Consider the following 22,989-nt stretch of genomic DNA (forward strand, 5'->3'; position numbering starts at 1 on the left):
GATATACGATTAAACACCATCTCAAGTTATTTTAGTCGTAATAAGTTGGCCAGCTTCATTAATAGTAACTTTCCATTTCACTCCACTAGCAGTCTTCATGATTATACCTTTACTTGCCTCTATTTCAATATCTCCAAACATTCTTCCTCCAGTTGTCGCTAACCAAGCACTCCCATTTTCCATAGAAGATCTTGCAAAGATACGATTAATTCGAAAACGCTTATGGTCTTGAGAATAACCACTTAATGTAATTCTAACTTTATATAACTGACTCGCCTTCATATTCGATATAATTGTATCGCCAACATTTAATGGAACATCCAACGCGATAACCCAACTTCCAGTTGCACTTAATGCATATTCAATTTTAATTTTCTTTGGACTCTCTCCCCACCCAAAATACATTCCAAAACAATTTAACATTTGTATTGGTTTTTTCGTAAAATCCAGTTCAATTACAACTGGATTACTATCTGGAACGTCAATATAGTTTACACTTTGTTCATCTATTAAATTAAAGCAATTTGTGAGATTTCCCCCGTACGGCACTTTTCCACTTACTTGCTTAACGTTATATTTCTGCTGAGCATTTACTAAAATATCATCTTGATTTCCTATTAAATGAGGTCTATTTAACGTCAAAGGTAACTGAATTCGTAGAGATTCTTCATAAGTAGACTTACAAACATTGTATTGTCCTTTATCTACAATAGTTGTCGAAAGCAGATTTGAAAAAAGGTAGTTACGATGAGAATTGGAAGAAAATTCAATGACAATTTGTTCACTACTCATCCGGTACGTATCCCAGATCATACAATCAAATGTATTATACGCACCTGAACAACGAATTACTTTGTTCGTTTGTTGTCTACATTGCACTTGAATATCATGAAACGTATTTCCTGAACTTTCATTTGGCAAATCACTATTTCCATCTACTTCAATCCCATACACACATCCATCAATAAATATAGATTGAAATACATTGGCGTTAATCCAACAAGGTGTATTAATATCATCTATATACTCTGTTTTCAAATATATTGCAGTTTGAAAGTTTTTAATTTGAATAAATTTAACTTGAAAGAAACTAATATAATCCCATGCCTTTTGACAATAAAAATGTATAGCTTTTCCTTTATACGATGGAGTTGTATTTATTATATTTATATTTGATATAACAGATTGATTAGGTACTTCGATTTGTTGTGAACCAGAAACATAAATAACAGCAGATTGAAACAATGGATTTATAACTTGAATAGTACCACCAACTATCGAAGCGTTACTTTGTAGCTCAAATGCATTAAAATCTCCATCAATTTGCAGCGTTACGGTAGGATCTAACTCTAATCTTACGTTTGATTTAATAACAATCGGCTTTACAATTTTGTACGTATTTACTCCTGTAATTTTTACTGTCGAAATTCGGTTAGCTACACAATAATCAATAGCTTGTTGAATTGCTAATGAGCTATCATTTACCGAGTTTGGAACTGCGCCAAAACAATCAATGTGAACGCTACTTTCTGGCGCACAATCTTCTTGGGAAGAAATATATTCTGACAAAATAAATTCACTCCTCATATTACCTTTTTTCATATAATATGTGAGTTCTCTCTTAAAAGTTTCTATAATAAAAAAAACAAACGACCTACTCGGTCATTTGTTTAACTCATATATATTTTTCGTTTCTTCTATCATTTTAGTTAACGAGAAATACCTCACTGCTTTCTCTCGTGCTTTCAATCTAATATCATTTACCCTTTCTTCATTCCCTTGTAGTTCTTCAAGTGCACTTGCGAATTCAGATTCGCAATATTCAGATATCAAAACGCCTGACTCTCCATCTATTACCGCTTCATTTATTCCGCCAACATCTATTGAAACAATTGGTGTCCCTGTAGCCATCGCTTCAATTACTACCATTGGAAACACTTCACGAAAAGATAATAAAAGTAAGGCATCCATATTCCCTATAAACTCATGCGGCTCTGAAATATTCCCTATCATCTTCACCCTTTGCTGCAATCCATATTTTTCTATTTCTTTCATAATCGATTCTTTCTCTGGTCCATCACCAGCAATATAAAACATAAAATCATTTCTCTTTTTCAACACATTTGCAATTTTGACAAATAGTTGATGGTTTTTCTCTTTGGATAATCTAGCTAATATCCCTATTTTATATGTAGGTTCTTTCTTTTTCTGCTGGAATAAAAACTTTTCAATATCGACACCGTTATAAATTGTATTTATTTTTTCTTCTGCTACATGAATTGAAATTAAATTATTCTTTTCAAACTCACTTACTGTAATAATATTGTTTACATATTTATTCATGAAATAACGAAAAAGCGTTGGCATTTTCTTTTCTAATATCGTTACATTATGCTTCGTATAAACAATTTTCATCTTTTTTTTAATAAACTTTTGAATTAGAAAAGCATATAATACCATTCGCAAACTATTTGCATGAATAAGTTCTATCTTTCGTTTACAAATTTCGTTTCGTAAATAATAAATATTTCTCAAATGATTCCATCGACTAAGTAATATAAAATTTTCTTTTCTAGTAAGAGATTCATATAGTTCTCCATCACCTGCAGCTGTATAAATCTTAAAATCATCATAACGCAAATTACTTTCCAATTTACAGAAATAGCTTTCGGCTCCGCCAGTTATCAATTTATCTGTCATCAACAGTATATTCATAATTGCGTCTTCCCAACTACATTGATTTTATTTTTTTTATAAGCATGATAAGCATACTTACTAAAATAGTAAAAAATTTGCACCGAATTCAGTCGTTCTTGTTCCCTTAACAATTTCCAATACCGAAAAGCTGCTCTAATTTTATTTCTAGAAACAGAATTTGTAACAATTCTATATTTTGCTAACACTTGCTGTATCCCTTTTGCTTCATACCCTTCATGTAATAAGTTCAGCCATAACGCTGTATCCTCCGGCTGTATACTAGGCATTTCGACATACGGAATTTTTTCACGATCAATCATCACTGTTAAACACCCGATAATTGTATTTCCTACTAAATAATGATAGTCAACAGATTTTGGTACACTCACTTCACGATTTAATTCATTACCATTTTCATCAATTAAACTATACGACGCATATGAAAAAGCTATATTCATTTCTTCCATAAATAACAATTGTGTCTTCAATTTATGTGGCAACCATATATCATCACTATCTAAAAAGGCAATGTACCTTCCTCTTGCCTCTTGGATCGCTAAATTCCGAGCTTTAGCAGCACCAACATTTTCTTTTAATGATAATAACCTAATTCGTGAGTCTCCTTCTATTATCTCTTTAATTTTTGCGGCAGATTGGTCGGTTGAACCGTCATCAACGATAATCATTTCCCAGTTTTCATACGATTGATTCTGTACAGATGAAATTGTCTCACCTATAAATCGTATACTATTATAAGAAGGTGTTATTACAGAAACATAAGGCGGCTCGTTATGTGCTGATAGACATTTTACCATCTATCTTTCCCCTTCCTTCATATATTGAAATATACTTCACAACAACTGCTAAAAATAAAAAGAACGCTTCGTTAATAATGAGTGACAATGACATCATCTGAAATAAAAATGCAATCATAGTCAATAGAAGATATGGTTTTTCACGAAACAAAGTATGCTGCGCTAACTTAAACATTAATATGAATAAAAACGCACTATATAGAAGAAAACCAATTGTACCCGATTCAGACAAAATTTCTAAAAATGTATTGTGTACATATAATTTTTCATTAAATTGATACTCATAATAATTCGAGAAGTTAAACGCACCAATTCCGATATATGGATTGGATAAATAATATTTAAAAGCAGCTTCCCATAATGTAAATCTACCACTTCCATTATCATGGGAAAAATCAGAAATTCGTTTATTTAATATGTCATCTAATTGGCCCCCCATTACACTATTCGATAAACTAAAAATAACTACACTAAACAATACTAAACTCATAATTATTTTTATTTTTTTAGCGAAACTAGACATACATATATATACAAAAATGACAAGCACAAGCGCTAATATTCCCCCTCTTGAAAAGGTTAATAGACTCGTCGTAACACATAAAATCAATCCTAAGATGTTAGTAATATTTTGTAAATTCGTCATATAGTACATAAAAAATATTGTATTATAAAAAATAAAAATGTTAGGATCATCTAGCAATCCAATTAATCGTGGATATCCTCTATCCACTAATAACCCAGCAAAAATTTCTCTCTCTTCTCCACCGTATAAACTAAAGTATTGTAAACCAATTATATATAGTATTAGACTTACAACATTAAATACTACTCCTACATAAGCAATAGATGATTCAAGTACCACTATTTCAGTATTCCCCAATAAATTCCTCATTATAAAATAGCATCCTAACACGAGTAGCACGCCAAAAATCATACGAATACTAGCATTTAAATACATAGAAAGAATTCCACTTAAACAATAAATGAAATAAAACAGTAAAAATACAACTTCATGAAAATATAACTTTTGAATATGAAAGTTTTTAATTGTTAAACAAAAATATATGACTAAAAAAATCATATATATCTTCAATGAAAATCCAATATATAAATTGTATTTACTTAACATAACAAATAATATTAGAAGAATAATCCATCCCATCGATACTTTCATATTATTTTCCATAGGCTATATCCCCTGTTTCGTAATATAATCCTTTTTGCGTATTTTTCTTATAAAAGAAAGAAGAAGTTTTTTCAGCTCATAATCATATAGGAATATGGCAGCTACTACGATTAATATATTAAGAACAAGCGCAATTAAATGATATGTATGCAATATATATTGCACTCCAATAAAGGTTACACCAAAATAAATTGTATACGGTATTACAATTTGGAATACAATTTTTTTCTTCACTACACTTACCGCTATGTATCCCACTAAAGCGACGATTTCAAATAAAACCATAGCGTATGCCGCTCCTATCACTCCACCAATACTACTAAAGCTATAAAGCATAACCCCACCTATCACCAATGCTACACACTGCACAACAGTCCTCTTATTTTGACATCCACTCGTCGTTAAACCGTCAGCAATGGCAATATTTAAACTTTGTAGCACAATAAGAAATGATAATATTTGGAGTGGTTCTACTGCATCGCTCCATTCTTCATGAAAAAATATAGAAATAAAGTATGGTGCTAAATGATATAAACCGATTGTCATACATATTCCTACAATCGCCATTGATTTAATTTGAAGCAAATTTAATTTCGTATGCTCTTCTATATTATTCTGGTTATAATGCTTAAAAAGCACTGGAAAAAATGCACCTGCAATTACCCCTGGTACTTGATATAAAGCTGCCGGCATCCGGTACGCCACTGCAAAAACACCTACCATACTTAATGGCAATGTATAGTTAAGCAAGATAGGCGCTAATTGTGGCGTACTCATTATTAAAAAACCGCTTATAATAAAGGGAGTTAATTGCCAAAATAACGCTTTATGAATTACGACTTTCATATTCATTTTCGTCTTTCTTCTCATGATATATATACTGAATAAACCGCCGATCATATACCCAAAAGCATATAAGCGAGCCGTTACATACACCGGTAACTCTCCGAAAATACAAAAACATGTAATTATAATGACAACTGATGCTGATACAACTTTTATGAGCGCTATATACTTCATACGTTCCGTCAGTTGAAAATAGGCAATTCCTATGTTTTGCCAAGTTAATCCTATTAACATGAAAAACATTACGTTTATCATCATATAAATTAAATTTTTATCCGCATACATATAATGAATAACAATATAACCGATTATAGAAATAAGAATAAGTAGAATCATCCTTATTTTTATATACGATGATAAAATCTTCTCTAAATCTGCTCCATCCTTTGCCCCTTCTCGAAGAAACGTATTACTAAGTCCTAAATCTGTAAAAAATAACATAACAAACGTCACTGCTATGGCAACACTAAACATCCCATAATGTTGTGCGTTAAAAAAGTTTGCTAAAACAATTAAACTGACGGCCTGAAGAAGGTTAGCTAAAATCGTACTATAAAATAGATGGATAATATTGTTTAGAATAGATCTACCCATACAAGTTCTCCTTTGCAAGTAACCTACTTACATATGTTGTTTGTTTACCTTTATATTTATCTTGCACCGTTACCGTTCAATACAATTAAAACGGTTTTACATAAAATACGGATGTCCATCCGAATCGTTTTCATTTCAATATACTCCATATCCAGCCTCAACTTTTCCTTTGGATCAAGATTATACCCTCCATTTATTTGTGCCCATCCGGTTAATCCTGGTTTTACCATTAAACGTTCCTTAAATTCTGGAATATACGCATCAAATTCATTATAAAAAAACTCTCTCTCTGGTCTAGGACCTACAAAAGACATATCTCCTCTTAAAATATTTAAAAGTTGCGGTAATTCATCAATTCTCGTTTTCCTTATAAACAATCCAACTTTTGTAATTCTTGGATCATGTTCTTTTGCCCATTGTGGGCCATTTATTTCAGCATCCTTTACCATCGATCTTAATTTAAATACATTAAACTTCTTCCCGTTTATACCTAAACGTTCTTGAAAGTAAATTGGAGCCCCTGATGTTTCTAAAGTAATCATAATACAAAAGAACAACATAATTGGTATCGTTAATAGTAACAATATGATTGAAAATATAATATCAAACAAGCGTTTTACACTTCGATTCAATATGCTAGGCTTTTCTTGAGCTGGAATCGTATACAACTTGGCTTGATTTGTTTCACGAATCATGGATCGTTACCCCCACATTCAAGAATATAAAATTATCCCTATTAATTCACATTCTTTTCTATTTATATTCGCTATTACTTTTTGCACTGTACGTAGTGAATCTTTTCGCTTTTTAACTGCTAAGACTACTCCATCGCATTTCCCTGCAATAATGTGCGTAGCAGGAAGATCAAATACTTCAGAAGAATAAAAGAAAATGTAATCAAAATCTTCTTTCCACTTAGCAATCGCATTATCAAATTCATCCATAGCAACTAAAGGCGTCCCTGTACGTACTGTTTTTTTTGCAGGAATACAATATAAGTATTTAGACAAATTACTAGAAAAAGATTCATAATTACAGGGGGAAGAGCTTATTATATCGTTTACTGTTATCATGTGATCACTTTGTAATAATACATGTAATTTTGGGTCAGAAAAATTCACATCAATAAGTAACACCTTTTTCTTCATTTCAGCAAACACTAGACCCATATTTACTATAAGCGAGGCAACAACACCTCTGTCCTTCGTTGAACTAACTGTGAACAGTTGTTTTCCAGATTTTTTCAACTCGTGATACACCGTATAAAACTGCTCTTTCATCAGATCATCATGCAGATCGAATGGCAGCTGTTTCTTTGTCCTAAACATCGACATGTTCACCTCGATATATAGATGATTGTTTATCAACCTCTGTAGATTTCTGTTTTCTATTCGGTTTCATATTTATGTGACCAATAACAGAGACTGTTGTTATTTTCTCTAAATCTTGTTCCGTGTATATACGTTCATCAAAATAATCTCGAAATACAGCTAAACCTATCCCAACAAAAAAACTAACAATTAAAGAAATAGGAATGATCAGTTGAAATTTCGGAAACAATTTTTCAGCCTGTTCCTGTAACTCAGGATCCGTCAACACTTTCACACCTTGTACATTTGTGTACTGTTGAAAACTTTTTTGTGATTGCTCTGCCAATGTCTTTACAATGTCTTTCACGACTTTCGGATTGGAATCTTTTACTGTAACAGTTACAATTTGTGAGTTGTCCGTATTCACTACCGAGATTTTTTGTGCTAATTCATAACTTGATTGCTCTAATTTCAAAGTTTTTTTGACTGTTGAAATAATTAATGGGCTTTTTAAAATATCAACATACGATGTTACTAGTTGCTTATTTTCTTGTGTTTTATTTGTTGAATTTTCCTTATTAAACTCATCTAAATTCCCAACAAGAATTTGCGTTGAATATTGATATGACGGCTTTAAAACATACATAGAGATAAGAACTAAAGAAGCGGTTAAACAACACATCGTTAAAATAATCGTTACGAATCTTCTTTTCAATAATTGTTGAAAATCTTTTATACTCATTTCTTGCTTCAATTATTTCACCGCCCTTTTCTGAATAACATCCTGCAATTCACTCTTTACAGATAACCCTTTCTCTCTTCTATCCACTTGTTTTGTTACATACTTTCCGACTCCGAATGCAAATTTTTCTACATATATATACGAAAGTATTGCAAATATAAACGAAAATATAAGTGAAAAAATTAAAATAATAGGCAACGGTAATATTTCATGGAGCATGTATATAAGGGAAAACAACGATATAATATGGTATAAATAAAGACTGTAAGAAATCTTCCCCAAATATAACAAATATTTATTATGTAGCAAGGACGACAAAGTTGATATTGACAAACTTAATATGACAAATAAACATGCACTTATCGCCACTACGTAGTCTCGAAATATAAAATTATTGAGCACTTTAATTTCTCCTATAAGCCCTTCATACATAAAAAGTAAAATCGCAAATAAAAACCATGCAATTTTCGTGTTTTTAGTACAATTACTATAAAAAACTATTAAATTATTTTTATACTTCGCAACTAGTGCTCCTAGTAAAAACAGTACTGTGTAATGCAATGTTAATGCATAGCTTGTTAATGTTAAGCCCGAGCGAAACAAAAATAATATTACGACAGAACATATACTAAAACTAAACAATAATAGTAATGAACACCTTAACGTTTTTCGTAAGCAAATCATCAAAATTAACGGGAAAATTATTGATATTCGCATTTCATGGACAAGTGACCAAATCACACCGTTATATGCATCTGTATTATATTTCCCAACCAATAAAATATGTTGTGCGATTAAGCTTGAAGAACTTTCAATCGTCCATGAGCGATTAAACCATTCACTTAAATAAGAAATACCATATTCACTAATTGTAATCTGGCATACAATAGCTATAATTATTGCCACAATATAAGGAATATATATTCTGCATATACGTTTTAAAAGGTATGACCCATAGCTACTATAGTTTTTTTGAATAGATTCATACAAAACAAATCCGCTCAAAACAAAAAAGATAATAACTGATTCGTTACCACTACTAAAAATTAGACGAGCAGGCGTTTCTTTTAATAGATACACAACAAATGGTTTATTATCTTCATAACTGTAATTTTGAAATGCTGAAAAAATCATTAAATGATGACCAATCATTACTACTAATGAAGAAATTCCTCTTATAGAGTCCAATTCTTCGTATCTCTTCATCTTTTTACATCAACTCCTAATGAAATGATAATAATCATTTCAAAGCGACATCTTTATTCATATTCCCCTCCTTTCTTTTCATTCCAATTTTTCATATTAAAATGATTTTATAGTATAAATTTGAGTGTATTGTAACATTTTTTGTAATATTTTGAATAGAAAATCTCAAAAATTGGTATATACCAATTTCAACCTCGAAAAATGAGTAATATTGATAGAAAAACGCTATAAAAATATCTTGCATATTTACAAAATTAAAGAGCTGAATAGCGTTTTTTCAATATAAAATAAAAAAGATAGCCTACATAGGCTATCTTTTTTATTTTATTTAATTACTGGCACCACTATATGCTACATGTCGTTTCTCAATTCTCTCTTCAATTTCTTTCATATTTTCTTTATTATTTAATAGTGATTGTTTATTTTCAATTAATAATTGTTTAAAAGATTTTCTCACTTTTTTTCTCATTTTCATTGTCCTCCTTGGGGGATGGTTTATATAAAAGATAAAGAATTATCTGTGTGTCCTTATAATAATTGATTGTTGTGAATTCTATTTGAACTTCATATGAAAATTCCGTTTATTTTCTGACAACTTTGTGAACACGAAAAAAAGACTCTCTAAAACTATGTTGAAATTAATTCACTTCATTATAAAAATTACTATTCCCATCAACTTTTATCATTATATCTTGTCGAAACATTTATATATTTAAAATTGAGTTCGACATAATTTTATTTACTATAATACTGTTTACAAAAACAAAAAGAAGGTGTCACCAAGTCAAATTTCGACTTATGCAACATCCCTCTTTCCAAACTATTTATAGCATATTTATTAATATTTCAGGTCTTCCCCAATTCATTTCTTCACAAACAAATCTAAGTTTTTCTTCATCCATTGTGTGTAATCCCTCTTCTAGTAAACATGAAATTGGAACTTCACAGTGAATTTGTGCTAATTGCAACGAAATATTTAAGTTCTCTAAATCACTTTCAATCTTCGTACGCTGCGCTTTTGTTAATGATTCTACATTTTCTAGTACAGCGGATACTGTTCCGTGCTCTTGAATAAGCTTATACGCTGTTTTTTCACCGATACCTTTTACACCTGGATAATTATCACTTGTATCTCCCATGAAAGCTTTTGCATGGACGATTTGCCACGGCTCTACACCTTTTTCTTCCATGATTTTCTCCGGTGTGTAATATTCGTAATTTCCAATTCCTTTACGCAGAAGCATAACTGTAACGTTCTTATCAACAAGTTGAAGTAAATCCGTATCACCTGTTAAAATATAAACTTCAGCTTCATTGCAATATTGTTTTGCAAGCGTACCGATACAATCATCGGCTTCGTAGCCTTTCATACCGATAACTGGAATGGATAATTTTGCAGTCATTTCTTGCACTAAATCAAATTGAGGAATTAATTCTTCTGGTGGCGCTGCACGATTTGCTTTATAATTCGAGAACGATTCTGTTCTAAATGTCGTACTTCCCATATCCCAGCATGTAACGATATGTGTTGGTTCGATCGCTTGCGTAGCTGTTAATAAGTGTTTCATATAACCATGAATCCCGTTCGTAGGGGTTCCATCTTGTCGTTTCATAAATTGTCCGTAGACACTTGTTGCGTAAAAAGCACGAAATAATAGTGCCATACCATCAACTAATAATACTTTTTTCATAATTCCTCTCCTATTAAAAAAATAATAACCTTACGTTATCACGTAAGGTTATATAAATAGATTACCATTCTACGTTTTTGCTCAACTTTGTCTATTATACATTGTTTTTGTATATTTAGCATCATTAACACATTAAGACGTTCTACTACAACAAGTATGCAAGATACCTGAATACGTATTTTTTCCAGTAGAAACAACGATAGCTTTTGCATTTCCACTAACGATATGCGAACCTTTAAAACATACATTTTCAAGCTCAAGTGGATTATAATCTTTCATCCGTTTTAATGGAATAAATCGTTTACGTTCAAGGTGATAGCAGCTCTCAAACTTCTCTATATTCGCTTCGTTTCCCGTTAACACAGACTCATTCACTAATAAATCATCTGCATAAATAATACGTACATCAGCTGGCACAGCATCTCCAGCCGAAAGAAAAATCATATCTCCAGGTACAAGTTCTTGCACAGGTATCTCCATCATTTTCAGTTCACTATTTAGCCCTGTACTACTAGAATATTCTACTCTAGATACAGTAATCGTTTCACGTTGTAATTCATCACACACACGTTGTTTTGAAAAACCTGGAATCATGCCACCTAGCTTCATCATTACTTCCGCAAGAAGTGCTCTTTTTGAAGTTAGTTCATTTCGGCCATATACTTGAATACGTTTTTGTGCCTCTTTCATTGATAGTCCGTCTCTTGTTGTTTTAAAATATGCAAATACAGATTTTACATCTCTTGTTGCAATTTCAATTAATAAATCTTTATTTTTTTGGAGCATTGTTTGTTCTTTTATTGATTTTTTACTTAGTTTATATGACGTGTTACCCACAGTTTTGTTTGCATATAACATATTATCGTCTCCTCCTTTACAACATAGGAAGAAACGCTTTGTTTCTCAATTTATCCACTTTACTGTGAAAGTGTCTCGCGCTTTATAAACGCTACATTGTGATAAATATAGAGGGAGGAACAAATCGTTTCCTGCCTACATCATATATTTTTGATTTGAAGTATATGGGTAACGGAACCGAGTCAGAATTTGACATGCTCCTCACCTCCTCGTTTAATTTTATAGTTTATAATATGAAATTACTCATAGCTTGGTAACAAAAAAGACCCCTACCCTTAAGAGAGTAGCGGCCATTACATACACAAATAAACGATTTCTAATATAATTAGAAATCTACGGACCTCTCCCTCACCGAGTTTTAGCACTGTATAGCATAGGTACATTACCAGCTACGTTAAGAAAAACCTTAATTCGATCATTCCTGTTGACCCATTGGCGTCTCTCGACATTTTTGGGCAGTAGCATTTCTCTATACAGGAGCCTCACCTAACAGAGACTTATTTTCATTACATTGAAAATGTTACTCTTATTTAAAATAGATGTCAACCGTAGCCTACAATTTTTTCAAATGGTATGGCAAACTAACGTATATAAAGTGAAACTTTCATCAGTGGGGGTTTTGTTCATCCGCCACTGATTATTAGCCCTCACCAATCGGGCTGTCCGGCAAATAGCGGTATAAAATAAAAAACTTTACGTTTAAACGTAAAGTTTTTAATAAGTTATACAACCAGCGATTACAATCCCAATTGAAAGCGATAAAAACATAAGAAAAAGACCGACTGCTTGATTATCTTCTTCAAGACTTTTGTTTATATTAAAGCGTGGTGTAAGCCACTCAGCTAAATAAAAGACGATAATTTGAGCCAAAATCCCAACTGCTCCCCACGAAATCATATCAAGAAGTGAAATTGAATTAGCTGCTGTCGAATATAAAACGATAGCTAACCCAAGTAATCGCCCTCCAAGCACATAGCTTACCGCCTTATTCCCTTGAGCCATTAACTTAAATTCCTTAACTTTCGTTGTCACTTCCATCAAGAACAGACCAATACATAAAAGTCCAAGTGTTACTGCTAAATATAATAAAAAATTAATCATTTTTCCTCCTCCTTTTTATACCTACCGGTAAATAGTACGATTCATTTCCTGTAATCTTTTCTCCCGCGCGAATACCGATACTACTCGCTTTTCCAGCAATTAAAAAAGAACCAAACACATAGGACAGTTTCTCCATCCCCTTTTCTGTTTCCAAGGATACGACTGGCAGTTCTGTATACTTTTGAAATATCGGCAGTGCAGTTTTATACGTTTGATGTGCATTTTGAAGCATAATATTTTCATCCTTATCGCGAATCGTAATTGTATCTCCTTCTCTACCAAATGAAGGTTTTTGAACGAAAGAACCTTTTCCTAAAAATAAATCTGGTTCTAAATATGTAGGTAACATATATTCTTTAATCCACTGTTGTTCCTCGTTTGTATAAAAGACCTCTTCTTCTGCTAACCCCCAAATAAGACACTGAATCGATTTTGGCTGAAGTAAAAATGCTGACAAAGGATTTATTATAAAAAGCTTTCCGGCTTTTACAAGTTGCAGCAGTTCCACACCTACCAAATCTCCTGTTTCAGGATCTTGATCCTCAATTAAATCTTCTATCGGATATGTTTGGCGATATAAAACATCAATCTTCGCCCCATCTTTATCAACTAGAGCATCTTTTGTAATTCTAAGTTCTGACATTGGCACTACTTTATTTTCAACATGGCATAGCTGACTCAAATACATAGTCGTATTCCAATCCTCGATATGTTCATGATGTGCTGTAAAAACAACATTTGGATTGTCTAATTCCTTTGTCGCTTCCATTACAGCTTTCGTAACACCAGAAGATAGCAATCGTTCTTGATCTGAGTTTGGATCATCATAGCCTAGATTCTCACAAACTTTTCCATTCATTTGAAAACATTCCACAATAAAAGTTGGTGTATCACTATTAAACTCAAGCATTTTAATTTTGTTATCCTCTGTTACAGCAAAATCAAATCGCGAAATTACAGATTCAGGATAAAGCCCTTTCATTCTAATGAATGATAAACTCGCGGATGGAAAGCCAAGATCTAGAAGCTGTTCGTCACTTAAATTACGCAGCAGTCTAGCAGTCTTAAAAAATATTTTCCCCATTCGTTCAGTCGCTAAGTGTAATTGGTCCAAAGTCTGATTTGTTATAGAAAAAACATGAAACAAACTATACTCACATTCATATAAATCCGACCAAAAATTCGGATATTTTAAATAAAATTCTTTTCGATCCCTTATGTATTGCGACATATTTTAGCCCCCAAATCCTCCCTTTGAACCGCTTCCAATTCCACCTTTAAATTCAGCAGACGATTGATACGATTTAAACGCCGATGAATTTTTAAAAGTGGATTTATTTTGATAGTATCGCCCACCATAGAAATAATGCCCACGATAACCTGAACTACTATCATCACACTGCCATACCCCAAGTTCATCATCCCAATCCCAATCAGAACAACTATTATCATTCGGTTTTGGGGGAAGATCTTGTGCGCAACCAAATAAAGTGCCAGTCATTAAAGACGTTACGACACCACCTACTAACCATTTCGTTTTTGTCACCTTCGCACTCCCCTTTTTAAATTCTATTCCTATTATATAGGATGGCATGATAAAGTAGAAGAAAAAGGAAGAAGAGGGATTAAATGCGCTTAGAATATCGACTTAATGATGAAACGAAAGGGTATCCTGCTTTATGGAACTACGCCAATATTTCTAATTCTGAAATTATCGCACGCATGACTTGTGAATATTTTATTAAAGAGAAAAATACTTATGTTGTTACTGCAACTTCGGTTGATCCAGACGGAACAGCAGTTATTTATATTCAAAAAGAAGTTTTCGCCAATGACCCTTCAGACCCTACATACTCCCACATCGGTTTTGAAATTAGAGAACTAAGTGAAACAAGTTCAAGCTTAGTAGATAGTCAAGATGTATGGAACTACGAAGAAATTTTACCATCTCTTCATTCAGATATTATATATATTCAGCGAGACGGCATTTCTATGGAATTCTCCTTGGATTCAAGAGAGATTGATGAAGACAGAAAGTGCTACATTTATTACGGAAACTTCACAGGTGAATCAAGATAATATTAATATATCTATGCAACAAAAAAACCTTACGTATAAAACGTAAGGTTTTTATATAGCCCCACATATGCCGTTCTCTCTAGATGTCCATAAACCTGCTCTCACAGGTGGATGCCCTCACAAATGTTTGTAACTTCCTTCTTAAAAAGATGGCATGTTAGCTACATTTAAATATTGAACTTCCATATTAAACTTATTGGTTTAAGACATGCATAAGCTACGTACACCGTAGGAATTTTATATAAGGTTAGTTGAAATAAGACCCCCGCACGTGCCGCTCCTCGTAAATGTCCAAAAACCCGCTACTCGCAGGTGGATGCCCTCACAGTTACCGTACATCTTCCTCCACAAGGAAGGCTTGATGATGGTCGCTAAATATTGAGCTTCCGTATAACTAACATCGGTTTTAGACATAAATAAGTTACGCACACCGCAGGATGTATTATTTACTTGTCGTTATATTATCACATTGTTTCCAATGTGTAAAATACAAAGTTTTTCGAGCAATCTCTTGCTTGTGACCTTATTTTAATACAAATTATTTTTGCATGCAAGTGATTAATCTTCTTCTTTTGCAATTTGATTTTCTGGATAAGAAATCCAATCACTCCAGCTACCTGCATACAATTTAACATTTTGGAATCCAGCTAATTTTAATGCAAGGATGTTTGGACACGCTGTAACACCAGAACCACAATATACAATGGTTTCCTTATCTTTCGACAGGTTTTGGAATCGTTCTTGTTGCTCAGCTTTATTCTTAAATTGTCCTGATTGCAACATTCCAGCCTTCCAAAAATGGTTTACTGCTGTTGGAATATGTCCTGCTTTATGATCGACAAGTTCCTCTACACCAGCATAACGTTTCGGCTCTCTTGAATCAATTAATGTAACATCCGCACCTGCACGGATATTCTCTCTGACCGTTTCCATCGTTACAAGCATATGATCTTGTATATTAGCTTTGAATGTTTTTCGTATAGCAACAGGAATTTCCGCTGTTGTCGGTAGTCCATTCTCTTTCCAAGCCTGGAAACCACCATCTAATATATATACTTTCTCATGTCCTACATAGTTACATAACCACCATAAACGAGCAGCATTTGCACCGGCTTGACTGTCATACGCAATTACTGTCGTATGTTCATCAATACCAGCCTTCGAAAGCTTGTCTGCAAACTCCTCAATATTTGGTAAAGGATGGCGGCCACCATGTTCTGCTATAGGACTTGATAAATCTAAATTCAAATCAAAATATAACGCATGAGGAATATGTCCTTCTTCATACTTTTCTCTACCCCAATTAGGATTCGCTAAATCAAAACGACAATCGATTATACGGACATTCTCATCTTCTATATGCTCACGTAACCATTCGACTGTAACTATCATCTTTAACGACCTTCTTTCTCTTTCAAACGACTTACATACTCCATAACCATTTCTTCTGTAACATATTTACGCTGCAAGGTAACACCATTTTTTGCAAGATCATTAATCTGCTTCGTTACAACATTAATGACATCAACCGAAAATTCTTTCCCATTTGACGCAAGAGATACGGCAGCTTCAATAGCTGCTTCACGCTGTGCATCTAATTGTAAACATGCTTTTACACTTTCATTTTGTTTACGAGAATGTGCTGTAATTGCTTTATGTACTTCCATCTTCTCTTCCCCCTAAATAGTTATACGTTTTTATTCAATTCCATTGCAAGCCGGATCATATCACGACATACAATTCCATTTTCAATAATCTCTTCTTCATAATGCTTCGAAAAGTAATCAAAATCAATAGAAAAAATACGAAATCCACATTTTTGATATAAAGCAAGTTGTGAAACACTAGAATTGCCTGTACCAACTTCAAGTTTTGACATACCATATCCTTTAGCAGTTTCTACAGCATGCCTTAATAGCTTCTTCCCAATCCCTTTTCCTTGCAAATGCTCTGCAACCGCAATATTCATGATTTCCATCGTCTTTGGCCTTGTTTCCAAAAGAACATATACACCGATAACGCTCCCCCCCTGCTTAGCTACGTATGTTAATCCTCTTTGTACATACGTAGCTATTTGCCGTTCACTTGGATCAGCAAGTAACATTAAAGCCTTCGGTATAGCCTCTTTTGGAATACGTTCTATTACAACAGACATAAAAAATTCCCCCTTCTCTATTGTTCTAAACCCTCCTTGTCTACCATAAATAATAGAAAGGAGGGATTCACCATGGACAACAATGAGAAAAAATGCAACGTCATCTCTATTGATGGAAAGAAGAAGAAAAGCGACACGTATTCCTATCCAAAATTAGTAGTTGAAAACAAAACATATGAATTTTCTTCATTCGTCTTATGCGGTGAAACACCAGATGGCAGACGACTCGTTCTTACTCATATGATTTCTACCGATGAATTTGCTGGATTTGTAAAATCTTTAGATACTGTACTTCAAAAGAAAATTGAACGAATCTTTTTCTCATAACGACTATATAACATAAATTTCTTTTTCAATCTCTACTAACTGCTTTTGCAATTGTTCTTTACTTTGTTCATATAGAGATACATCGATCGTTTCAGCCAATGCAAACAATATACTTTCATAATAGTTCATCACATCTTGCTGCATCACTTTTTCGAATAAATTCCACTTCATATCCCACTCTTGCTTATAATGATGAACAAATAAATGTTTTTCATCAGCTACATAGTTTGATACGAGCGGTTCTAATACAGATTTAGCGTCTTCTTGCATAAAAGCCTTGTCATTCTTTTCAAAAAAGCTTTTCTCATTTTTAAAATGTGCCAGTGCTTTTTTGAAATCTTTTATTTCAACTGAAGGGAACGGTTCTTTATGTGTAATATCTTTGTATTCATACTCCACTGTTCCATTCATAGAAATTGATTCATTTTCTACTTTACAGTTCACTACAATTTCATCCTTTGCACGCTTCATCGCTTCGTCTATCCATTTTTCAAGGCGTAATGATGTCGCACGCATTTCTTGTAATAAATCATGCTGAATAAATGCTACTAATTCCATAACACACTGTTGCAATTGTGTTTTCACATTTCCATCCGTTCGAAGTGATGCCGGATTAATAAATTCAGTAAACACATCATTATAGCGGAGGAATAGACGCTGTTGCACGTAATAAAGCAACTCTTTCACTTCATTTTGCATCGCCTGTTCTTCAGCAAGTACACTATATGAAGAAATGATATGAAGTAGTTGATCACGCTCTGCTTCATATTTTTTCGTTTGCTTCTCTTTCTCTTCATTCCCCTGCTTTGCACCCTTTATCATGTTTACTAAAAGCTGATCTGCCCCTTGCAACGCACCATATAGAGCATGCACAGAAACAAGCATTAAATCTCTCATCATAAAGGACGTAAATGATTCCTCAAACTTAGTAATCCCAGAGTTTTGTAAAATACCATACTTCTCTTTTTCAACATTCTTTCCTTGTTTCTCTTCAAGCGCACATAAACTTGAAATTGCAAATAAACGCGGATTTCTAATACCGTATTGCAGTAGCTGATCTGCGATATAACCTTTTACCATTTCAAGTTCTTCTTCAGACTCTGCTAAATCCGCAGCATTAATTAAGAAGAACATTTTATCAAGGGCAAAAGTATCCTTTACACGACCAAGCTGAATTAAAAATTCACGGTCAGCACGAGAGAATACATGGTTATAATATGTTACAAATAAAATAGCATCTGCGTTTTTAATATACTGAAATGCAACATCCGTATGGCGAGCATTGATAGAATCCGCTCCAGGTGTGTCTACAAGCGCTACTCCCTGCCTTGTTAAAGCACAATCATAATAAAGTTCCATATACTCAACGAAGCATGATTTCTCTTCATTCGCTACATAATCAGAGAACTCTTCTAATGTAACTTGTACTTGTTCTCCTAAATAAGTAGAAACTGCATCATACCCTTTTTGTACCGCTCGTAAAAAGCTAAATGTTGTTTTTTGCTTCCCAGTTGGTGAAGGATATTTCATAACTTTATCAATTTGTGCTAACGCTTCATCTAACGTAGCAATCTCATAATGAAACAGCTTATAAACAGCTTTCATATCTTCTAATAACGCTTGCTTTGATTTAAACTGAACAATTACTGTTCCATGTGGTTTTTCCTCTGTAACCGGCAAAATTTGATTAATCGTTGCCGTCGTCGGGTTTGGTGATACAGGAAGTACTTTCTCACCGAGTAAGGCATTGGCAAATGATGATTTTCCAGCACTAAATGCCCCGAATAACGCTACTGTAAATTGTTTTGTTTCTACACGTCTTCTTTTCTCTATTACCTCTTGCTGTACATGTTTCAGCGCTGGCAATGGCTCTAATATCGTTTCAGCTTTTTTCACTTTCTCTAATATCCGCTGAATATTTAAAGCCGCCGTTCCTTTCAGCTCTTCTTCATGAATCGCTACGTTATCATTTACGATTTTCTGCTCTTGTAGTGTAAATTTCTCACTAACAATTTGCTTTTCCCTTTGCAATATCTCATCTATTTGCAAACCTTCAGGCGTAGCAACATGATCGTGCCAAACATTTCGTAAATAGTCTTCATATGCCGCCAAATTGTTATTGTATTGTAATTGTGTTTCTTTCGCCGTTTGCAACATCGTATATGTTTCAATCTCTTCTTCAATACGAGCAACTGCTTCCCTCACCTTTTGCTTTAAAACGACCGCACTTTTATCAAAAATTTGCTGTGCTTTTATAAAATAACGCTTCTTTAGTTCATTCGCTACATCCGCTGTATAAAGAAGTAAGTAATCACCTGTGAAACCTGCGCCTTGTTTAATTACCTCAGCCAACATTTCTGGTCCGAAAGCAATTTCTAACCCATATATGTCTTTCCCAATTTCCTCCGTGAACAATCCTTCTTCTTTTAAGAAGGCTACAATAAATTCCTTCACATGAAAATCAAGCTGCGTTTCAACAGTCTTTTGAAGGGCAGAATAAAACGCCTCTACACGCCTTTGTTTTTCTTGCTCCGTCTTTCCTTTCGCAAATAGCAAACCGACTTTAAACTTTGTTAATTTCGTTTCTAAGTACGCATTTGCCAATTCTCTCATTTCAAATGGCATTAAATACGCGTTATCTAATATAGCTTGTAGGCCTTTTATAAATTCATTTCTCACATGAGACTCTTTACTTGCCTCACGATTTTTCGCTTCCGTTAACTCTTCCTTCTTTTCAACTACCTCTGAAATAGAAAGTGGTGATGCTAACTCTTCCTCATATTTCAAAAGAGCTTTTTCATTTTCAGAAACAATAAACGAGAAATGTTCCCCCATTAAATATTCTGTTTCTCGCTCCATTCCAGTCCTTACATACTGCTCTTTTTCTTTCATAATAGAAGTAATTAACGTTTCTAAGCTTCCAATTTCATTATGTGGATGGTTCATCATTCGTAATGACGTATAATATACTCCATCTACTTCAATATCCCAGTTAGAGAACGATTGCTTTACACTATCTTTATAATTCTCAAACGACAATTCATTTTCTTTATGTTTATCTATTTGATTGACAACGAGATAAACCGTTTTATTACGTTGTTTCAATTCTTTAACAAATTGCAAATTCACTTCCGATTGGACGTGATTATAATCCATCATATAAAAAATTACGTCTGCTAGATGTAGCGTTGATTCTGTCGCTAATTGATGGGCATCATCTGTTGAGTCAATCCCTGGTGTATCTACTAACATAACACCTTCAGGAATTGGCGCATCATTCCGATAAATGTGAACACCAATTACCTCATCACCATCTTTACAAATTTGTTTTAATTCTTCAGCTGAATATGCACCGTCATACTCGTACTGTTCTCCAGATTTAACCGTTACAACAACACGATCCATTCCTTTTTCAATTTTGACAACGTTAGCGCTTGTCGGAATTGGACTTGTTGGTAACAACTGCGCTTTATATAGATGATTCATCATCGTTGATTTCCCTGCAGAGAAGTGACCACAGAACGCTATCATAAGCTGTTCTTGTTTATATTTTTGAATCACCTCAAACAACTTTAAACTATTCTCTGCATCGCCGTGTTTTTGCCACTCTTCATAAAAACAAACAAGTTTTTTCATACCGTTTGTCTGTACTATGTTTGTCATCCCCTTGTTCCCCTTTATCCAAGATGTATATACTTTTCCCCGCTATTTGCGAGCTCATAACCAGTGAGAGTTACACCTACCCATTGATTACAGTTTCACTTTACTATCATACTAAATTTTCAGCATATTCTCATTAAAAATAAAAAATCCCTTTCATTCTTTTTACAAATGAAAGGGATTTTATGTCATATCACTCATTTTGCTGTTCCTACTCCATTTAAAACATACTTCGCAATAACTGCATATACAGCGACTGTACCTGCTACTAATGCATATACCATACTTACACACCAACCTTTTTGATAATGATTATCAATTTTAAATATATTTTATCATTAAAGAGAATCATTATCAACACTTTTCATAAAGAAAGCTCCTTATAAGAAGGAGCTTTACTGCCTGTTTTGAAAAAGGTTAAAACTTGTTGTGCACTCTTATTATATCTCATCCTACATAACTTAACAGTTTAAAAAAATGGAAATATCCCCTATCCCCTCCATCTTACATTTTGTATAATAAAAGGGAATTACTTAACAAGGAGGAAAAAAATGACACAAAATATTTCACAAGGCGAGAGGATCCACTCCATCGATATTATTAGGGGAATAGCTGTACTAGGTATTTTTCTTGTGAACTGGCCTGTTATCGCTGGGATTGACTCACGTGATATTTCAGGAGTTTATGAAGGGCTAGATAGCTATATCCGTCTATTTTACGATATGTTTATTCAAACAAAGTTTTATACTATCTTTTCTTTTTTATTTGGCCTAGGCTTTTACATTTTTATGACTCGTGCTGAAGCAAAAACAGATCATCCGAAAATTTTATTTGTTCGCCGCTTACTTATTTTATTATTATTTGGTTTCTTACATTACGTTCTTTTATGGGACGGAGACATTTTACATACTTATGCGATTGCTGGATTTTTCTTATTTTTATTTTATAAGAGAGAACCTCGTACTATTTTAATATGGGCTATCGTTTTATTGAGTATTTTTCAATTCATTATGCTAATGGCTGGTATTACAGTTGCATTGGTACCAAAGGAAGAGCTAGGTTTTTCCTTACCTATCATGCCATTAGAAGATTGGCTGTCACAAATACAAAATCGTTTCCATGCATTTTACGCTGATGGAATTGGATTAAATTTACTTATGCTTCCAGAAACAGTTGGGCTGTTTTTACTTGGTTTATACGCCGGGAAAAAGGATATTTTCCGCCGCGCGAAAGAGTTAGATTCAAAGCTTAAAAAATGGCAAATTATTATGTTCCTTTTTACATTACCAATGTGGTTCTTCATGGTCCGTTACTTCTTATCAAAACCATTTTATGAACCAATTTATATGCAGGTCTTTACAATGTTTAGCGGAAAAACGTTATTCATATTCTACATTTTCACACTAATGCGTTTATTACAAAAAGAAAAATGGCAAACGTTATTACGTCCGTTCCAACACGTTGGACGAATGGCATTAACAAATTACATCTCGCATACAATTGTTACATTACTTGTATTTGGTCTATTCCTTAAAAATTATTATCCTGCTCCATTATGGGTTGGACCAATATTCTGCATTAGTTTCTACACGTTACAAATCTTTATTAGCCGCTGGTGGCTTTCACATTACCAATACGGGCCACTTGAGTACATTTGGCGTCTTGGTACGTACGGGAAAATGATGCCACTTAAAAAGAAAAGCAAGGTCTCATAACGAG

General features: G+C 33.5%; 22 protein-coding genes, 2 other RNA genes and 1 riboswitch. Of the genes, 3 read left to right on the forward strand and 21 right to left on the reverse strand.

Translation table 11 applies throughout. From position 1 onward, the window contains the following. Positions 1-21 precede the first annotated feature (21 nt). The 15 genes from ACTFR8_RS06215 to ACTFR8_RS06285 all read right to left on the reverse strand — a co-directional run bounded on the left by ACTFR8_RS06215 (position 22) and on the right by ACTFR8_RS06285 (position 14,595). On the reverse strand, positions 22-1,569 hold the full coding sequence (locus ACTFR8_RS06215; RefSeq protein WP_000006064.1) for a hypothetical protein: 1,548 nt from the start codon (positions 1,567-1,569) through the stop codon (positions 22-24). Positions 1,570-1,662: 93 nt separating this feature from the next. After that, a complete protein-coding gene (locus ACTFR8_RS06220) occupies positions 1,663-2,715 on the reverse strand; it encodes a glycosyltransferase family 4 protein (RefSeq protein WP_001023700.1) in 1,053 nt (350 codons plus the stop codon). Next, entirely contained in the window at positions 2,712-3,512 is an 801-nt protein-coding gene (locus tag ACTFR8_RS06225) for a glycosyltransferase family 2 protein (protein ID WP_000237686.1), read from the reverse strand. The genes ACTFR8_RS06220 and ACTFR8_RS06225 overlap by 4 nt, the downstream gene beginning before the upstream one ends. Further along, entirely contained in the window at positions 3,487-4,701 is a 1,215-nt protein-coding gene (locus ACTFR8_RS06230) for an O-antigen ligase family protein (RefSeq protein ID WP_000429878.1), read from the reverse strand. Before ACTFR8_RS06230 ends, ACTFR8_RS06225 begins: the two co-directional genes overlap by 26 nt. Positions 4,702-4,704: 3 nt before the next feature. Next, a complete protein-coding gene (locus ACTFR8_RS06235) occupies positions 4,705-6,141 on the reverse strand; it encodes an oligosaccharide flippase family protein (protein WP_000533732.1) in 1,437 nt (478 codons plus the stop codon). Between the two features lie 56 nt (positions 6,142-6,197). After that, a complete protein-coding gene (locus tag ACTFR8_RS06240) occupies positions 6,198-6,836 on the reverse strand; it encodes a sugar transferase (protein ID WP_000617642.1) in 639 nt (212 codons plus the stop codon). A gap of 18 nt (positions 6,837-6,854) precedes the next feature. Then, complete coding sequence (locus ACTFR8_RS06245; RefSeq protein WP_144608129.1) at positions 6,855-7,475, reverse strand: CpsD/CapB family tyrosine-protein kinase; 621 nt, start codon at positions 7,473-7,475, stop codon at positions 6,855-6,857. Beyond that, the gene (locus ACTFR8_RS06250) at positions 7,462-8,205 is read right to left on the reverse strand and encodes a YveK family protein (RefSeq protein ID WP_000807059.1); all 744 of its coding nucleotides are present in this window, start codon (positions 8,203-8,205) and stop codon (positions 7,462-7,464) included. The genes ACTFR8_RS06245 and ACTFR8_RS06250 overlap by 14 nt, the downstream gene beginning before the upstream one ends. Beyond that, on the reverse strand, positions 8,206-9,399 hold the full coding sequence (locus ACTFR8_RS06255) for an acyltransferase family protein (RefSeq protein WP_000833053.1): 1,194 nt from the start codon (positions 9,397-9,399) through the stop codon (positions 8,206-8,208). A gap of 328 nt (positions 9,400-9,727) precedes the next feature. Then, positions 9,728-9,868 (reverse strand): FbpB family small basic protein, encoded by a 141-nt coding sequence (locus ACTFR8_RS06260; protein WP_001228048.1) that lies wholly within the window; start codon positions 9,866-9,868, stop codon positions 9,728-9,730. Between the two features lie 355 nt (positions 9,869-10,223). Further along, positions 10,224-11,090 (reverse strand): 5'-3' exonuclease, encoded by an 867-nt coding sequence (locus tag ACTFR8_RS06265; RefSeq protein WP_000757069.1) that lies wholly within the window; start codon positions 11,088-11,090, stop codon positions 10,224-10,226. 132 nt (positions 11,091-11,222) lie between these two features. Further along, positions 11,223-11,948 (reverse strand): P-type ATPase, encoded by a 726-nt coding sequence (locus ACTFR8_RS06270; protein WP_000964951.1) that lies wholly within the window; start codon positions 11,946-11,948, stop codon positions 11,223-11,225. A gap of 335 nt (positions 11,949-12,283) precedes the next feature. Then, positions 12,284-12,449: riboswitch (M-box (ykoK) riboswitch) on the reverse strand. 213 nt (positions 12,450-12,662) lie between these two features. Further along, on the reverse strand, positions 12,663-13,049 hold the full coding sequence (locus tag ACTFR8_RS06275) for a DUF350 domain-containing protein (RefSeq protein WP_000606857.1): 387 nt from the start codon (positions 13,047-13,049) through the stop codon (positions 12,663-12,665). Next, entirely contained in the window at positions 13,042-14,280 is a 1,239-nt protein-coding gene (locus ACTFR8_RS06280) for a glutathionylspermidine synthase family protein (protein ID WP_000084935.1), read from the reverse strand. The genes ACTFR8_RS06275 and ACTFR8_RS06280 overlap by 8 nt, the downstream gene beginning before the upstream one ends. A gap of 3 nt (positions 14,281-14,283) precedes the next feature. After that, the gene (locus ACTFR8_RS06285; RefSeq protein ID WP_000169030.1) at positions 14,284-14,595 is read right to left on the reverse strand and encodes a hypothetical protein; all 312 of its coding nucleotides are present in this window, start codon (positions 14,593-14,595) and stop codon (positions 14,284-14,286) included. An 83-nt stretch (positions 14,596-14,678) separates the two neighbouring features. Here ACTFR8_RS06285 and ACTFR8_RS06290 point away from each other — a divergent pair, with 83 nt between their 5' ends. Then, positions 14,679-15,128, forward strand: a complete 450-nt coding sequence (locus tag ACTFR8_RS06290; protein ID WP_001235520.1) for a hypothetical protein — start codon at positions 14,679-14,681, stop codon at positions 15,126-15,128. Positions 15,129-15,182: 54 nt separating this feature from the next. Here the strand turns inward: ACTFR8_RS06290 and ssrS (ACTFR8_RS06295) are convergent. From ssrS (ACTFR8_RS06295) to ACTFR8_RS06315, 5 genes are all read right to left on the reverse strand, one after another. Continuing rightward, positions 15,183-15,366: non-coding RNA, 6S RNA (gene ssrS / locus ACTFR8_RS06295), on the reverse strand. Positions 15,367-15,387: 21 nt separating this feature from the next. Continuing rightward, positions 15,388-15,570, reverse strand: a non-coding RNA gene (ssrS, locus tag ACTFR8_RS06300) — 6S RNA. Positions 15,571-15,686: 116 nt separating this feature from the next. Further along, complete coding sequence (locus tag ACTFR8_RS06305) at positions 15,687-16,520, reverse strand: sulfurtransferase (protein WP_000637563.1); 834 nt, start codon at positions 16,518-16,520, stop codon at positions 15,687-15,689. 2 nt (positions 16,521-16,522) lie between these two features. Then, entirely contained in the window at positions 16,523-16,795 is a 273-nt protein-coding gene (locus ACTFR8_RS06310) for a YpbS family protein (protein ID WP_000451818.1), read from the reverse strand. A gap of 20 nt (positions 16,796-16,815) precedes the next feature. After that, positions 16,816-17,283, reverse strand: a complete 468-nt coding sequence (locus tag ACTFR8_RS06315) for a GNAT family N-acetyltransferase (RefSeq protein WP_044584265.1) — start codon at positions 17,281-17,283, stop codon at positions 16,816-16,818. A gap of 72 nt (positions 17,284-17,355) precedes the next feature. Between ACTFR8_RS06315 and ACTFR8_RS06320 the strand changes: the two genes are divergently transcribed. Further along, positions 17,356-17,610 carry a DUF3931 domain-containing protein gene (locus ACTFR8_RS06320; RefSeq protein WP_000369740.1) on the forward strand — a complete coding sequence of 85 codons (255 nt, stop codon included), beginning with the start codon at positions 17,356-17,358 and terminating at the stop codon, positions 17,608-17,610. A gap of 3 nt (positions 17,611-17,613) precedes the next feature. On the opposite strand, the gene ACTFR8_RS06325 is transcribed toward ACTFR8_RS06320, so the two are convergent. Further along, positions 17,614-21,273, reverse strand: a complete 3,660-nt coding sequence (locus ACTFR8_RS06325) for a dynamin family protein (RefSeq protein WP_000182132.1) — start codon at positions 21,271-21,273, stop codon at positions 17,614-17,616. Between the two features lie 548 nt (positions 21,274-21,821). Here ACTFR8_RS06325 and ACTFR8_RS06330 point away from each other — a divergent pair. Then, on the forward strand, positions 21,822-22,985 hold the full coding sequence (locus tag ACTFR8_RS06330) for a DUF418 domain-containing protein (RefSeq protein ID WP_000193089.1): 1,164 nt from the start codon (positions 21,822-21,824) through the stop codon (positions 22,983-22,985). Positions 22,986-22,989 lie beyond the last annotated feature (4 nt).

It is taken from the genome of Bacillus cereus group sp. MYBK15-3, assembly GCF_051916765.1.
GTDB lineage: Bacteria > Bacillota > Bacilli > Bacillales > Bacillaceae_G > Bacillus_A > Bacillus_A cereus.